General features: G+C 27.8%; 16 protein-coding genes. 8 read left to right on the forward strand and 8 right to left on the reverse strand.

All coding sequences use genetic code 11. The features are described 5' to 3' along the window. From murJ to KJQ99_RS02250, 8 genes are all read left to right on the forward strand, one after another. Positions 1-1,376, forward strand: a 1,376-nt coding sequence (gene murJ, locus KJQ99_RS02215) for a murein biosynthesis integral membrane protein MurJ (protein ID WP_214149868.1), incomplete at its 5' end; no start/stop codon positions are given. Then, complete coding sequence (cysS, locus tag KJQ99_RS02220) at positions 1,363-2,709, forward strand: cysteine--tRNA ligase (protein ID WP_214117731.1); 1,347 nt, start codon at positions 1,363-1,365, stop codon at positions 2,707-2,709. The genes murJ and cysS, both read left to right, overlap by 14 nt. Beyond that, entirely contained in the window at positions 2,706-4,460 is a 1,755-nt protein-coding gene (locus tag KJQ99_RS02225) for an ABC transporter ATP-binding protein (protein ID WP_214117732.1), read from the forward strand. Before cysS ends, KJQ99_RS02225 begins: the two co-directional genes overlap by 4 nt. Before the next feature lie 10 nt (positions 4,461-4,470). Beyond that, complete coding sequence (locus KJQ99_RS02230; RefSeq protein ID WP_214149869.1) at positions 4,471-5,700, forward strand: M16 family metallopeptidase; 1,230 nt, start codon at positions 4,471-4,473, stop codon at positions 5,698-5,700. Further along, positions 5,697-6,590 (forward strand): 4-hydroxy-tetrahydrodipicolinate synthase, encoded by an 894-nt coding sequence (gene dapA, locus KJQ99_RS02235; RefSeq protein ID WP_214117734.1) that lies wholly within the window; start codon positions 5,697-5,699, stop codon positions 6,588-6,590. Before KJQ99_RS02230 ends, dapA begins: the two co-directional genes overlap by 4 nt. After that, positions 6,590-7,372: an enoyl-ACP reductase gene (locus tag KJQ99_RS02240; RefSeq protein ID WP_214117735.1), complete on the forward strand. Its 783-nt coding sequence runs from the start codon at positions 6,590-6,592 to the stop codon at positions 7,370-7,372. Before dapA ends, KJQ99_RS02240 begins: the two co-directional genes overlap by 1 nt. Next, positions 7,372-7,911 (forward strand): CDP-diacylglycerol--glycerol-3-phosphate 3-phosphatidyltransferase, encoded by a 540-nt coding sequence (gene pgsA, locus KJQ99_RS02245; protein ID WP_214117756.1) that lies wholly within the window; start codon positions 7,372-7,374, stop codon positions 7,909-7,911. Before KJQ99_RS02240 ends, pgsA begins: the two co-directional genes overlap by 1 nt. Then, positions 7,908-9,008, forward strand: coding sequence for a M50 family metallopeptidase (locus KJQ99_RS02250; RefSeq protein ID WP_214117736.1), 1,101 nt, complete (start codon positions 7,908-7,910; stop codon positions 9,006-9,008). Before pgsA ends, KJQ99_RS02250 begins: the two co-directional genes overlap by 4 nt. A 79-nt stretch (positions 9,009-9,087) precedes the next feature. Here KJQ99_RS02250 and KJQ99_RS02255 read toward each other — a convergent pair whose 3' ends face one another. The 8 genes from KJQ99_RS02255 to KJQ99_RS02290 all read right to left on the reverse strand — a co-directional run bounded on the left by KJQ99_RS02255 (position 9,088) and on the right by KJQ99_RS02290 (position 16,329). Then, positions 9,088-10,029 (reverse strand): GGDEF domain-containing protein, encoded by a 942-nt coding sequence (locus KJQ99_RS02255; RefSeq protein ID WP_214142811.1) that lies wholly within the window; start codon positions 10,027-10,029, stop codon positions 9,088-9,090. An 85-nt stretch (positions 10,030-10,114) separates the two neighbouring features. After that, complete coding sequence (locus KJQ99_RS02260; protein WP_214149870.1) at positions 10,115-10,909, reverse strand: ABC transporter ATP-binding protein; 795 nt, start codon at positions 10,907-10,909, stop codon at positions 10,115-10,117. Then, entirely contained in the window at positions 10,902-11,948 is a 1,047-nt protein-coding gene (locus KJQ99_RS02265; RefSeq protein WP_250325657.1) for a FecCD family ABC transporter permease, read from the reverse strand. The genes KJQ99_RS02260 and KJQ99_RS02265 overlap by 8 nt, the downstream gene beginning before the upstream one ends. Beyond that, positions 11,935-13,026, reverse strand: coding sequence for an ABC transporter substrate-binding protein (locus KJQ99_RS02270; protein WP_250325151.1), 1,092 nt, complete (start codon positions 13,024-13,026; stop codon positions 11,935-11,937). Before KJQ99_RS02270 ends, KJQ99_RS02265 begins: the two co-directional genes overlap by 14 nt. Positions 13,027-13,090: 64 nt before the next feature. Then, on the reverse strand, positions 13,091-13,852 hold the full coding sequence (locus tag KJQ99_RS02275; RefSeq protein WP_214117741.1) for a MetQ/NlpA family ABC transporter substrate-binding protein: 762 nt from the start codon (positions 13,850-13,852) through the stop codon (positions 13,091-13,093). Positions 13,853-13,861: 9 nt separating this feature from the next. Continuing rightward, a complete protein-coding gene (locus KJQ99_RS02280; RefSeq protein WP_214117742.1) occupies positions 13,862-14,632 on the reverse strand; it encodes a MetQ/NlpA family ABC transporter substrate-binding protein in 771 nt (256 codons plus the stop codon). Between the two features lie 9 nt (positions 14,633-14,641). After that, positions 14,642-15,382, reverse strand: a complete 741-nt coding sequence (locus KJQ99_RS02285) for a methionine ABC transporter permease (protein ID WP_214117743.1) — start codon at positions 15,380-15,382, stop codon at positions 14,642-14,644. Beyond that, complete coding sequence (locus KJQ99_RS02290) at positions 15,379-16,329, reverse strand: methionine ABC transporter ATP-binding protein (RefSeq protein ID WP_214149872.1); 951 nt, start codon at positions 16,327-16,329, stop codon at positions 15,379-15,381. The genes KJQ99_RS02285 and KJQ99_RS02290 overlap by 4 nt, the downstream gene beginning before the upstream one ends. Positions 16,330-16,528 lie beyond the last annotated feature (199 nt).

The raw sequence follows: 16,528 nt of genomic DNA on the forward strand, positions 1-16,528 counted from the left end.
TTTTTGGTATTTTAATATCAAGAATAAGTGGCTTTTGTAGAGATTTTTTACTAGCTAGATTTTTAGGGGCTAGTATTTATTCTGATATATTTTTTATAATGATAAAGCTTCCGAGTGTTTTTAGAACCTTATTTACCGAAGGCACATTTAATCAAAGCTTTTTACCAAATCTAGCCAAAACTAATCGTAAAGGCGAATTTTGTGTAAAGATACTTATAATTTTTATAGCTATACTTAGTTTAATAGCCTTAATTGTTTTTATGTTTTCTAATATCTTTACTAATCTAATAGCCTATGGTTTTGATGATGAGATAAAAAAAATATCAGCACCTTTAATCGGGCTTAATATTTGGTATTTAGTGATTATTTTTTGTGCTTCGTTTTTTGCGTCTTTACTTAATTATAAAGGTAGATTTTTTATAACTAGCATAAGCGCTTCTATTTTTAATTTTGCCTGTGTAGCTGCTCTTTTAATATTTAAAGATTTAGAAAAATTACAATTGCTTAAAATGATTACTTATTTTATTTTAATAAGTGCTTTTATTCAAGTAATTATTTTAATGATTGCTTTAAAAGATAATAAAATCTTTCATTCTATGATAATTTATGTAAAGAATTTAAATCATAAAAATAAAAAAACTTCTCTTAAAGGCTTTTTTAAAAATTTTAGCTCATCTTTAATTGGCTCATCAAGTTCGCAATTAAACTCACTAGTTGAAATTGCTCTAGCTAGCTCATTAGCTCACGCAAGTATTTCATATCTTAATTATTCAACTAGACTTTATCAACTCCCACTAGCCTTAATTGCTATTGCTTTTACTCAAGTATTTTTCCCAAGCTTAATTGCTTATATTAAACAAGGAAAAATTCAAAATGCTATTTTAAGTATTCAAAAAATATTTGAATTAATGCTACTTTTATTAATACTTGCTGCATTAACAGGCTATATTTTAAGCGAAGAGATAATTAAACTCTTATTTGAGCGTGGAGCATTTACAAATGAAAACACACTTGAATGTGCTAAAGTCTTAAGACTTTATATATTATGTATAGTTCCACTTGGAATTTCAAAATTATTTTTAGCTTGGATAAATGCAAATTATTTACACTCAATTGCTGCTAAGATTTCAATAATGTCTTGTTTTATAAGTATAATTGCAAGTTTATGTTTTATAAAAGATTTTGGTATTTTAGCCTTTTGTATAAGTGCTAATATTTCTGCTTGGTTTATACTACTTGCTTATCTTTTTGTGTTTTCTTATGCTAGATTTTTTAGTATTTTAAGACCTAGCGTTTGCTTAGGAATTATCTTTATTAGTGTAATATTTGCTTATGTTTTAATATATTTAAAAGGATTTTTAAATGCAATTTTTTAACTCACAAACTAGAAAAAAAGAAGAATTTACATATAAAAATGAATGTATAAATATATATGTTTGCGGTCCAACCGTTTATGATGACGCACATTTAGGTCATGCAAGGTCAAGCATAAGTTTTGATTTATTAAAAAGAGTAATTAAAGCAAATGGTTTTGAAGTGAAATTAGCAAAAAATTACACAGATATTGATGATAAATTAATCAAAAAAATGAATGAAAGTGGCAAAAGTCTAGCTGAAATTAGTGAAACTTATATTAAAAGTTATGAAGCTGATATGAAAGCTTTAAATGTTTTAGAGCCTGATATTAGCCCAAGAGCAACTGAATATATTAATCAAATGATTAGTTTTATTGAAAAATTGCTTGAATTAAAATATGCTTATAGATTAGATGATGGAATATATTTAAATACAAGTTTAGATAAACTTTATTTAAGTATTTCAAACAAACCTCAAGATGATACTATCTCAAGACTTGAAAATGAAGTAGATAAAAAGAATGCAAGTGATTTTGTATTATGGAAATTTGATGAGAATTATTATAAAGCAAGTTTTGGCACAGGTCGTCCTGGTTGGCATACTGAATGTGTTTGTATGATTTTAGATATTTTTCCTAAATTACACATTCATTGTGGTGGGGCTGATTTGTTGTTTCCACATCACGAAAACGAAGCTTGTCAATGTCGCTTAGCAACTAAAAACGAACTAGCTACTTTTTGGCTACATAATGGCTTTGTAAATATTAATAACGAAAAAATGAGTAAAAGTCTAAATAATAGCTTTTTTGTAAAAGACGCTTTAAAAGAATTTAGCGGAGAAACACTTAGATTTTATTTACTAAGCACTCATTATAGACAAGATTTTAATTACACAATTACTGATTTAAAAGCTTCTAAAAAACGCCTTGATAAAATATTTAGAGTGAAAAAAAAGCTTAATTTAAATGAACTAGATTTAAAAACAATAGCACCTAATAGTGAGCTAAAAGCAAAATTAGTTGAAGCTTTAAGCGATGATTTAAATACTTCAAAAGCACTTGCAATTGTAGATGAATGGGTAAATTATGCAAATACTATAAAAGCTAATGATGAGCTTAAAAATGAGTTTTTAGCTATTGTTGAATTATTAGGAGTTGGAGTAATTAATCCTAATGAATATTTACAAAATTGTGATGAGAAATTCCGTATTCAAATTCTAAAATTAATTGATGAAAGAAATGAAGCTAAAAAAAATAAAGATTACGCAAAAGCCGATAGTATTAGAAATGAATTAAGTAATTTAGGCGTAAGCATTCAAGATAGTGCTAATGGTGTTGATTGGGAGATTTTATGAATTTAAAAGAAATAGAAAATCAAAATGTATCCCAATTAAAATTATCTTATGTATTAAAAAGGTTTAAGCACTATTTTAAAGATTATAAAATAAGATTTTTTCTAGCAATAATAGGTATGATTTTAGCTTCAGCTGGAACTGCTGGTAGTGCTAAGATTATTGAACCGATTTTAAATAAAATCTTTGTAGAAAAAGATGTAACATTATTATATATCTTACCTTTAGGTGTGTTTGCTTTATATTTTATAAAGAATTTAGGTCTTTATATGCAAACAATTAATATGGGTTTTATAGGTATAGAAATTACAAAAAGACTAAGACAAAAAATCCTAAAAAAAATCATAGTAATGGATATGAAATTCTTTCAAAAACACCCTAGTGGAGAGCTAATATCACGCTCTTTAAATGATATTGGAAGTCTTCAAAATGTGCTTACTAATTTCATTCCTGATATTACAAGAGAAATAATTACAACCTTAGGCTTACTTTATGTAGTGATTTCTCAAAGCCCAAAATTAGCTTTTTTTGCATTTATTATCTTACCTGCTGCTATGCTTCCTATTAGATATTTCATAAAAAAACTAAAAAGCATAGGAATAGCAACACAACAAAATTATGCCGAGCTTACTTCAAGACTAAATGAGATTTTAGGCAATATTGAGCTAGTTAAATCATCAAATGCTGAAAAATTAGAACTAGAAAAATACAAAAATAGCAATGAAAATGTAGCAAAATTAATCTATCGTGGAACTAAAATAAATGCCTTTACAAGCCCTATTATGGAAACTTTTGGTGCTTTAGGCGTATCGGCAACTATAATAATAGGTGGAATGGAAGTTATAAATGGCTCTATGCAAATAGGCAATTTTTTCTCATTTTTAACGGCTTTATTTTTGATATATACTCCTGTTAAAAGAATTACAAGTCTTTATGCAAGTCTTCAAACAAACCTAGCAGCTAGCACAAGGACTTTTTATTTGCTTGACCTTGAGCCTGATATTAAAGGCGGAGATGAGAATTTAAATCAAGAAATTAAAAGCCTAAAATTACAAAATGCTAGTTTAAAATACGATAATAAATTAGCTTTAGATAATGTTAGTATAGAGTTTAAAAAAGGCGAAATCACCGCAATTATAGGAAGAAGTGGTAGTGGAAAAAGCTCTTTAGTAAATACTATTTTAAGATTTTATGAGCTAAATTCTGGAGAAATTAAAATAAATAATAACAATTATAAAAACTATTCACTAGATAGCTTAAGAGAAAAAATAGCAATAGTTACACAAAATATTTATTTATTTAGCGATACTATTGCAAATAATATTGCTTATGCAAATGAATTTGATGAAGAAAGAGTGATTAATGCCTTAAAACTTGCAAATGCTTATGATTTTATAAGTGCTATGCCTGATGGAATTTACACTAAACTAAGTGAAAAAGGTAATAATTTTAGCGGCGGTCAAAGACAACGCCTAGCACTTGCAAGAGCGTTTTATAAAAATCCTGAAATAATAATTTTTGATGAAGCAACAAGTGCTTTAGATAATGAAAGTCAGAATTTAATATCAAAAAGCTTAGTAAATATTAAGCAAGATAAGATAATTATTCTAATAGCACATAGATTAAATTCTATTGCAATTGCTGATAATATTTTGATTTTAGATAATTCTAAAATGGTGGGATTTGGAAACGATAAAAGCTTAGAAAATAATGAATTTTATAAAAAATTAAAAGAAAAATTTGAAGAATGTTAAAAGAGATAAAATGAATATAGAAAGTAAAGTATTAAAAAATGGCTTAAAAATTTATGCTGTAAATCTAAATGATAATTCAGGTGTAGCTAGTGTAAATATCTTTTATAAAGTAGGCTCAAGTTATGAAGAATTAGGCAAAAGCGGTATAGCACATTTGCTAGAACACTTATCTTTTAAAAGCACAAAAACTCATAAGGCTGGAGAATTTGATGAGATAATAAAAGCATTAGGTGGAGTAAATAATGCTTGCACTAGTTTTGATTACACTCAATATTATGTAAATGTCGCAAATATTCATATTAAAAGGGTTTTGGAATTATATTCTAGTATGATGAGTGAGTTATTGTTTAATAAAGATGAATTTTATAAAGAAAGAGATGTAGTCCTTGAAGAAGAGAGATTAAGAGTAGGAAATGATGCTTTTGGGTATTTATATAATGCTATTTATAATTACGCTTTTATAAAGACTAGTTATCATTGGACGCCGATTGGATTTGCTGATGATATAGCAAATCTTACACCTAAAATTGTAAAAGAATTTTATACTAAATTCTATGCACCAAATAATGCTTGTATAGTAATTAGCGGAGATTTAGCTAATATTGATATTTTTGGTATGTGCGAAGAGATTTTTAGTAAAAAATCAGCAAAAAAAATCACACAAAATAAAGTATATGAACCAGATAGAACAGGTCTAAAAGAAATAGAACTTAGTTTTCCTAATCTAAATTCTAATATTTTTGCTTGTGCTTATAAAATACCTGCATTTAATCACGAAGATTTTGAGTATTTAAAGGCTATTTCAATATTTTTAAATCTTGATAAAAACTCAATTATAAAAAATAAAATGATAAATGAGTATAATCTATGTGCTGATTTGGACTTTTACGCACAAAGCTCTAAGAATGAAAATTTATTTATAATTTTTGGAGTTTGTAATGATTTAGTAAATACAAAATCAGCAATAAAGCAACTAAAAAAATTAATTAATCAAACAAAATTTAATAAATTTGATACAAGAACAATTTATAATCAATTAGAATTAAGCATAAATCAAGTAAAATCCAACCCAAGTGCTTTAGCGAGTGGAATTGGTAAATTTGAATGTTTTGGAGATGTAAATGTATTTTTAAATTCTCTAACTTCAAAAGAATTAGATTATAAAATTTTAAACCAAGTTTTTAAAAAATATCTAAAAGATGACAATTTAACTCAAATAATTTTAAAGGAGAAAGTATGAAAAAAGAAATAATAGGTGCAATGACAGCTTTAATAACACCATTTAAAAATGATAAAATTGATGAACTTAGTTATGAAAAGCTAGTTAAAAGACAAATAGCAAATGGAATTGATGCCGTAGTTCCTGTTGGAACCACAGGAGAAAGCCCAACTTTAACTCACGAAGAGCATAAAAGATGTATAGAAATCGCAGTAAGTGTTTGTAAAGGAACAAATACTAAGGTTTTAGCAGGTGCAGGTTCAAACGCAACTCACGAAGCAATATCTTTAGCAAAATTTGCTCAAGAGTGTGGAGCTGATGGGATTTTAAGCATTACTCCATATTATAATAAACCTATGCAAAGTGGATTATATAAACACTATGAAGCTATTGCTAAATCAATTGATATTCCTATTATGCTTTATAATGTTCCAGGAAGAACAGGTTGTGAAATAGCTAGTCAAACTATAATTGAACTTTTTAGAAATTGTCCTAATATTTACGGAGTAAAAGAAGCAAGTGGAAATATAGATAAATGCGTAGATTTATTAGCAAACGAGCCAAAACTAAGACTTGTAAGTGGAGAAGATAGTATAAATTATCCTATTTTAAGCAATGGTGGTAGTGGTGTGATTAGCGTTACTTCAAATCTTTTACCAAATGAAATTGCTAATTTAACTCACGAAGCTTTAAAAGAAAACTATAAAAATGCAAAATCTATTAACGATAAACTTTATAATATAAATAAGATTTTATTTTGTGAGAGCAACCCAATTCCAATAAAAGCAGCAATGTTTATAGCAGGATTACTTCCTAGTCTTGAATATCGTTTGCCACTTTGCGCTCCTAGTAAAGAAAATCTAAAAAGAATAGAAGAAGTTATGAAAAATTATGATATAAAAGGATTTTAATGCAAGAGATTAATTTTAAAGATAAAGTATTAGTAATAAGCGGTGGAACTCGTGGTATAGGTAAGGCTATTGTGTATGAATTTGCAAAAGCAGGTTGTAATGTTGCATTTACTTATAATTCAAACGAACAAATCGCACAAGAAATCGTTGCTGATATTGAAAAAACTTACAAAGTTAAAGCTAAATGCTATCCATTTGATATACTTGAGCCTGAAACTTATAAAGATTTATTTTTAAAAATTGATGAAGATTTTGATAGAGTTGATTTCTTTATCTCAAATGCAATTATTACAGGTCGTGCAGTTGTAGGTGGATATACTAAGTTTATGAAACTTAAACCTCGCGGAATTAATAATATCTTTACAGCTACCGTTAATGCTTTTGTTTGTGGTGCTCAAGAAGCAGCTAAGAGAATGGAAAAAGTTGGCGGCGGAAGTATTATTTCAATTTCTAGCACAGGGAATTTAGTTCATATTGAAAACTATGCAGGTCATGGAACTGCTAAAGCAGCTGTTGAAGCAATGGCTAGATATGCAGCAACTGAATTAGGCGAGAAAAATATCCGTGTAAATGTTGTAAGTGGTGGTCCAATTGATACTGATGCTCTAAAAGCATTTACTAATTATGAAGAAGTAAAACAAGCTACAATGAATTTAAGCCCATTAAATCGTATGGGGCAACCTGAAGATTTAGCAGGTGCTTGTTTATTCTTATGCACCGATAAAGCTAGTTGGGTTACAGGACATACATTTATTGTAGATGGTGGAACAACATTCAAGTGATGAATTTACCTAATCTTTTGGCTAGTGCTAGGATAGTCCTAGCACCAATTTTATTTATATTATTAACGCATTCAAATGTGTTGGTTAATACTCACAACATACATATTTCTTGGATAAATTATTTAGCAGCTCTTATTTTTACTATTGCTTCTATAACTGATTTTTTTGATGGATATATTGCAAGGTCTTGGAATCAAAAAACAATTTTAGGAGAGATTTTAGACCCTTTGGCTGATAAAATGCTTACTTTAGCAGCATTTTTAGGGCTTATGATGATGGGAAGGGTTAATGAAATTCTAGTTTATTTTATATTAGTTCGTGAGTTTTTTATAACTGGTTTAAGAGTTATGATAGTAGCTGATGGGCTTAAAATCGCTGCAAATATGAGTGGTAAAATCAAAACAACATTTCAAATGTTAGCAATTGGATTTTTACTAATGGATTGGTGGGGAAAAGATATTTTATTTTATCTATGCTTTTTCTTTACTATTTATTCTGGGGCTATTTATGTAATAGAATACGCTAAGGCAAAAAAATGAAGAATATAATTCTCACTTTTATTGTTTTAGCTTTTTGCTTTTGGCATTATGGGGCTAGTTTTTTAGGCACTATTTTAATACTTTCTTTTTTGATATTTTTTCATGAATTAGGGCATTTTTTAGCTGCAAAATACTTTAAAGTTAGAGTTTTAACATTTAGCATAGGGTTTGGAAAGCCAATTTATGTGAAGCATTATAAAGGCACTGATTATCAAATATCAAGCGTATTTTTAGGTGGATATGTCAAGATGAAAGGTCAAGATGATAGCGACCCTACTCTTAAAAATTATGATTATGATAGCTATTCGGTATTACACCCATTTAAAAAGATTTTAATTCTTTTTGCAGGTCCATTTTTTAACCTACTTTTAGCATTTTTAATCTATATAAGTTTAGGTTTTATAGGAGTTGAAAGGCTTAGTCCGACTATTGGTGCGCTTAGCGAATATGCTGATACAAAACTAAAAGTAAATGATAAAATACTAAAAATCAATGGCACTAAAATTAATAATTTTTACGATATAAAACCACTCGTAAATGATAGTAGTATTAATGTAAAAGTATTAAGAAATAATGAAATTTTAGAACTTGATATTAAAACTTACGAAGGCAAAACTCAAAATATTTTCGGAGAAATCATCACAAAACCACTATTAGGAATTGTGCCTAAAAATGAGACTTTTATAGAATATCATAGAGATTTTAGTGTGTTTGCTTGGGCTTTTAAAGAGAGTTTAGATGGGGCTTTTTTAATCCTTGAAGGTCTTAAAAAATTAATATTAGCTGAAGTTAGCCCTAAAAATATAGGTGGAATTATAAGCATAGCCGACACAACCACAATGGCTACTACACTTGGAATTTCAAAACTGCTAATAATCACGGCTTTACTATCAATTAATCTTGGGATTTTAAACCTTTTACCTATTCCTGTGCTTGATGGCGGGCATATAGTTTTTAATTTATATGAGTTAGTTTTTAAAAGGGAAGTAAACCAAAAAGTATTTATTACACTTAGTTATATCGGAATGTTTTTATTATTTTCTTTAATGATATTTGCTACATTTAATGATATAACAAGAATTATTGAAAACCAATAAAGTATTATATTTTATTGGTTTTTTAATTCTAATAATTAAAGCTCACTAGATAAAACTAGGCAAAACTTACATAATTTTATTATTCTTCAACACTCACTACGCATTTATTTTTACCCGTATTCTTGCCAAGATACAAATTCTTATCAGCGATTTCAAATAGTTGCTTATAATCTTTTTGATTAAAATTAGCTATATATCCACCTATTGTAATACTTATTGTTTCTTGCAAATCACTTATCTTTAATTTAAACACTTCTTCTCTAATGTCATTTAAAAATATTTCAGCATCTTTTTTATTATCAATATCTGCAATGATTAAAAATTCTTCCCCACCCCATCTACAAATATTAATATTAAAATCAGAATATTTTTTATACTTATTTATCAAAACTATAGCCAACATTTTTAGCACAATATCTCCGGTTTGGTGACCATAAGTATCATTTATATGTTTAAAATTATCAATATCACATACCGCAATTAAAATTCTTTGTTTGTTATATTTTGATAACACAACATCTTCCATATATTTTCTATTATATAAACCTGTTAAAAAATCTTTATATACAATTTGAGCTAAATCGTTAATTTTTTTACTAGGAATAACAGTTACCAATACACCATAAACCACTAAAAATACCAATAAAACAGCTAAATTGATTGGATAAAGAACAATATTTGCATTTTTATATTCGTTAATTTCAAAAAATTTATCACTATGTAGCACAATAGAATCTGCTTGAAAATAACTAAGATAAATTAAAAAAATAATTAAAATTGTTGATACAAAACAGGTGCTTTTCTTAAAAAATAAAAATTGCACAAGTATCAAACAACATAATAACAAGTCAAATCCACTAGCACTACCTAAGTAATAAATTGCGATTAGCTGATGGATTAAAACTTCAAAATATACAACAGCATAATAAATTTTTATTTTATCGCTACTAAAATTTGTAATTATTAATACATAAATTAAGGTTGAAACTATATTTACATAAAATAGCTCATATATTTTCATATAATAAAATATAAACAAAAAGGACACATGTAAAATTGTCGCCAAAAGTATGATTAAATAAATATAATCATAAAAATTAATCAGTCTAGATATTAACTGCTTGATTTGAGTTGTCATAATTTTCCTTGTTTAATGAACCTAATATTTGAATAAATTTCTTGTTTTCAACTATACTTAAATTTGCCTTGATTTCATAAATTTCTCGTATTAAATCAAGTGTAATAACATCGTTAATCTTTCCATTTTTATAAACCTTGTTGTTATGTAAAAAAATTGCTTCATCACAATATAAACTCGCTAAATTTAAATCATGTAAAACAACTATGCTTATTAAATCATTTTCAATTGTAATCTTTTTTAAAGCTTCTAATAAAATACATTGGTGTTTAATATCTAATGCACTTACAGGCTCATCAAGTAATAAAATACTTGGGTTTTTAAGCAAAACTTGAGCAAAAGCTATCATTTGTCTTTGACCACCAGATAAATCTTTAATATTAATATTAGCAAGATGTGAAATCTTAAATTCCTTTAAAACATTAACTGCTTTATTTAAAATTTCATCACTTACTTTTAAACCTAATTCATTATAAGCACCTAGTAAAACTACTTCTAAAGCACTAAGGTTTGTATGAGTATGAAAACTTTGCAACATATAACCTATATTGCTTTGCCATTTTTTAAGATTATCTGAATTAATATTACGATAAGTCATATTATGTTTTTTATCAAGTTGAAAAATAGCATCTAATAATGTGCTTTTACCTACACCATTAGCACCTAAAATAGCATAAATTTTACCTGATTTAAATTCTAGGTTTATATTATTTAAAATAGTCTTATTTCCTTTTTTTATATTTAGATTATTAATTTTAAGCATTTTTATTCCTTAATATAATAAAAAAGAAAAAAGGAACACCAATAAAAGAAGTTACTATTCCTATAGGAAATAAACTACCAGGAATTATCAATTTTGAAACACTAGAAGCTAAGCTTAAAAACAAAGCTCCTATTATCATTGAAGCTGGTAAGAAAAATCTTTGGTCTTCTCCTATAATAAGCCTTGCAATATGTGGTGCAACAAGACCTATAAAACCTATAACACCCACAAAAGAAATAGCGACAGAACTAACAAAAGAAACACATAATAAAACTTTAATTCTTAAATATACTAAATTAACCCCTAAAACTTTAGCATTTTTCTCCCCAAGTCTAAATACACTTAAAGCCCAATTGTCTTTTAATAAAATTAAATAGCAAAATAAAGTAACCAAAAATACTATTAAAATATTCATATAATTAGCTTTTTGCAAACTTCCAAATAACCAAAATAATATTTGTTGAGATACTTCAGGACTTGATAAAAATTGCACTAAAGATAAAAAAGACTGAAATAAAAACAATAAAGCAATACCAACTAAAACTAAACTTTGAGTGTTATATTTGTTATTTTTAGCAAACATAAATAATATTGCAGAGCTTAACAAACTAGCACAAAATGCTCCTAATGGAATGCTAATAAAAGAACTTATAAAACTTATATTAAATGCAATCACTAATGAAGCTCCAAATCCAGCTGCAGCACTAAGACCTAAAGTATATGGACTAGCTAAAGAATTATTTAAAATAGTTTGCATTAAAGCTCCGCCAAGTCCTAATGAAGCTCCAACAACAAGTGCCATTAATGCCATAGGCAATCTTAAATTATAAACAATATTAACGAAATTCTTTTGTATATCTATATCAAGTGCTTTAGATAATAAAGCTTTACATACAATAATTAAATCAAGTTGAGCTGGTCCTGTAGAAATATCTAGTATAAAAAATACTAATGCTAATAAAAAAGAGATTAGTAAAAATCCCAATCTCTTATAAACAATTGCTTTATATGAAAGAATTTCTCTATTAAAATTTCTCATCATCAAGCTTTAACATAAAAGTTCCATCAGGAATAATTGGCAAATATTTCTTATGATAATTAATATAATCATCACTTGGATTAATATCGCTAAACAACTCAGGGTAAGCAGCTTTTGCTACAAATTCTAACATAAAAATATCCCCTAAAGTCCTTAGCATACTATGATAACCACCATAAATTCTATGATTTTTTACTGCGTTTAAATCTTGCCAAGTAGTTCTATTAGAAAATCCTCTTAATCTATTATTTGCTTCATCAAAACTTATATTATTACCCATTACCATTGAAGTTTTATTTTTCTTAAGCTCGCTTTCACGACCTGCTATAATAATTACTTCAGGGTCTTGAACTATGATTTCTTCAGGATTAATAGCTCCCCAAGTCTTAATAAATCCATCAGCAATACTCTTAGCATTTGCTTTATCAATCAAACTTCCCCACATATAATGTGAATATGTAACTCCATTATCACTAGGGCCATTAATTCCGTATTCTATATAAACTTTTACTTTATTTTTAATATCTTTAGTTCTTGTCTGAATTAATTCTAAACGACTTTTATAATCATTCATAATTTCTTCAGCTCTTTTTTCTTGGTTGGTTAAAATTCCAAAAATTTTCGTGCTTATCTCGTGGTTTTGTAATTTTCCTTCGTGATAATCTACTACTATTATTGGGATATTTGCTAGTTTAATTGGATTTAAAGTATCTTTTAATGTATCATATTGCCATTTAGCTAAAACTAATACATCAGGTTCTAATTCTAATATTTTTTCAATTGACAATGTGCCTGATTCTGCTTCACCAAAATCAGCAATTTTGTCTAAATTAGGCATTACATCTAAATACATTTGCCAAGAAATTGGACTCCACTCACTCCAAACTGCTTTTGAAAAACCAACAACTTTATCAAATGATTTTTCTCCACCAACTGCTAAAAAATCTGTATAGTAAAAACCTAAAGCTATTCTATTTACTGGAGTATTTAAAGTAATTTCGTTTCCTGTTACATCTTTGAAAGTAATTTCCTTAGCAAACAAGCTAAATGATAATAAAAATAGTAGAATAAATCTCAACACTTCTCCTTAAATTTTAAAGAAATAAAAAAAAAGGAATTTGCCAAAAGCAAATTCCTAATCATCAAAATGCTGGGATTATAGCACCTTTAAATTGCTCTTCAAGTATTTTCTTAATTTTTTCTGTTTTTATAACTTTTATTAAAGCTTTTACCCCTTCATTATTTTCATTGCCTTTTTTAACAGCAATAACATTTACATAAGGGCTATTTAAATCTTCTAATATTATAGAATCCTTTGTAGGATTTAACTTCGCTGCTAATGCGTAATTTGTATTAATTACAGCCAAATCACACTCATCTAAAACTCTTGGAACCTGTGCAGCTTCTAACTCTTTTATATCAAGATTTAAAGGATTTTCCGTAATATCAATAACGCTTCTAAATTTTACTTCCTTATTTGTCTTAATAAGTCCAGCTGCTTCAAGTATGTCTAAAGCCCTACTTTCATTTGTTGGGTCATTTGGGATATATACTAAAGCATTATTTTTTAATTCTTTAATATCTTTTACCTTTTTTGAATATGCTGCCATTGGAGGTAAAAACACATTAGCAACCGCTACTAAATCAGTGCCTTTACTCTCGTTAAAGTCTTCTAAAAAAGGCTTATGTTGATACATATTAGCGTCCAATTCCCCATCATTTAATGCAAGATTTGGTAGAATATAATCATTAAATTCTACAACTTTTAACTCATATCCAAGCTCTTTTAAATCATCTTTTACATTTTCTAAAATAGTAGCATTTGGATATGGAGTAATCCCTACTCTTAAAATCTCCGCACTAGCGTATAAACAAAATGCTAAACTTAAAGCTAATTTTTTCATATTTTCTCCTTAAAAACTTGGGATTATTTCGCCCTTATATTTTTCTTCTATAAATTTTTTAATTCTTGCATCATTTATAGAATCAACTAAAACCTTTGTCTTATCACTATTAATATTATCAGTCTTAACTACTAAAACATTAGTATATGGACTATCTTTACCCTCAATAATTACCGCATCTTTTGTAGGATTTAACTTCGCTGCTAATGCGTAATTTGAATTAATCACAGCTAAATCACACTCATCTAAAACTCTTGGTAATTGTGCAGCTTCTAACTCTTTTATATCAAGATTTTTAGGGTTTTTTACGATATCTAGTGGAGTTTTTAACTCTACATTTTTATCAAGTTCAATAAGCCCTGCAGCTTCAAGTATATCTAAAGCTCTACTTTCATTTGTTGGGTCATTTGGAATATAAATTAAAGCCTTATCTCCTAAATCTTTAATATCTTTAATCTTTTTAGAATATGCTCCCATTGGCTCAAGATGAACTGGTGCAACTGGAGTTAATTTTGTTCCTTTTTGCTTATTAAACTCATCTAAATATGGTTTATGTTGGAAAAAGTTTGCATCTATTTCGCCATCATCAACCGCTAGATTTGGCAATACATAGTCATTAAACTCAACGATTTTTAACTCATGACCTTTTTCTTTAACAATTTTTGCAACTTCTTCTAAAATTTCAGCATGTGGAACAGGCGTTGCACCTACACTAATAACATCAGCAAATAAATTTGCACTTAAAGCCAAACAAGCAGCTAAACTAAACAATCTTTTCATAATATCTCCTTAAATAAAATTTCCTGAATAAATAAATAAAATAACTAAAGCTAAAATTGAAATATAAAGATATTTATCCTTACCTTTTCTTAAAGCTTTTTCAACTAAATCCCCCCAAATCTGAACGATTTGAACCAATACAATCAAAACAATAACCGTTTCTACCATAATATCTGTTTTAAATCTTTGATAACCATAGCGATTAGCAACATCGCCAAGTCCCCCACCTCCTACAATTCCTGCCATTGCACTATATCCAATGACTACTATTAAAGTAAGCGTTGCTGCATTAATTAACGCAGGTAATGCTTCATACAATACGACCTTAAAAATAATTTGTATTCTACTAGCACCATAACTCTTAGCCGCTTCAATTATTCCGTAATCTACTTCATTTAAAGCACTTTGCACTAATTTTGCAATAAATGGAGCGATTCCAATTGTAAGTGGCACAATAGCCGCTGTTGTTCCTATACTTTTTCCTATTAAAAACTTTGTAAAAGGAATTAAAGCAATAATTAATACTAAAAATGGAAAAGAACGGAATATATTTACTACAAAATCAAGCACTCTATAAAAGCCTAAATTCTCATACAAACCACCCTTTTTACTAACAAAAAGAAATATTCCTAAAACAAGTCCTAGTGCAAAACCAATAATAGTAGCACTAATACTCATATATAAAGTCTCTTTTAATGCAGGATATAAAATCTTGTCAAAATGACTTAAAAAATTATCAAAATAATTCATACTTCCTCCCATAAAACGCCACTTTTATTAATATATTCACACACTCTTTGTTTATCACTTGGATTAATATTTATAATAAGTGAGCCAAGTGCAATATCATTTAGCTTTTCAATTTTTCCCCAAACTATTGAAAAATCAATATTAAGCTCTCTTGCCATTTTAGAAATTACTCCATCAAGTGCTACTTCTTTAGGGAAAATTAATCTTATATTAAGCCCACTTTCTGGCACACAATCACTCTCATCTAAGAATTCTCTCATCTTCTTACTTGGTTTTAAAAATATTTCGCTAATTTCTCCATTGCCAATGATTTCTCCACCACTTAACAAGCAAGCCTTATCAGCTACTCTTTTAACAGCGTCCATTTCATGAGTTACTAATACAACGCTAATGCCTAAATCTTTATTAATTTGTTTTAATAAATCTAAGATTTGATTAGTAGTAGCAGGATCAAGCGCACTAGTTGCTTCATCACTTAATAAAATCTTAGGATTTAGTGCAAGTGCTCTTGCTATTGCAATTCTTTGCTTTTGACCACCACTAAGATTAGCAGGATATGAATTAGCCTTATCGCTTAATCCAACCAAATCAAGCAATTCTTTAACCCTTTTATCTACATTATCTTTTTTATGTAAAAGTAAAGGCATTGCAATATTTTCATAAGCACTCTTTCTACCCATTAAAGCAAAATGTTGAAAAATCATTCCAACTTCAGTTCTTAATCTTCTTAACTCTTCTTCTTTAAGGTCTTTAATTTCTTGATTAAATACTTTTAATGAACCTGCTTGATAGCTTTCAAGTGCATTTATACATCTTAAAAGTGTGCTTTTACCAGCTCCACTTTGTCCGACAATAGCATAAATCTCGCCCTTTTTAATATCAAGACTTACATCGTTTATTACGCAAGTATTTCCGTAATACTTTTTAAGATTTTTAATTTCAATCATAACTTTCCTTAAAATTTAATTTAAAGAAAAATAAAAATTTTTGAGAGTTTTGTAAGTTGCAAAAATATTTTATCTTTCTTTTTTAGCTTGCTTGCTTTAATATAATTAATTTGCGTCTAGCTAAAAAAGAAAGTCTTTAAAAGCCAGACGCTAGCGCATCTGCATCATCATTTAAAATCCTTTGTTTAAAAATATTTGT

Source organism: Campylobacter sp. 2018MI13 (assembly GCF_018501135.1).
In the GTDB taxonomy this organism is placed as follows: domain Bacteria; phylum Campylobacterota; class Campylobacteria; order Campylobacterales; family Campylobacteraceae; genus Campylobacter_E.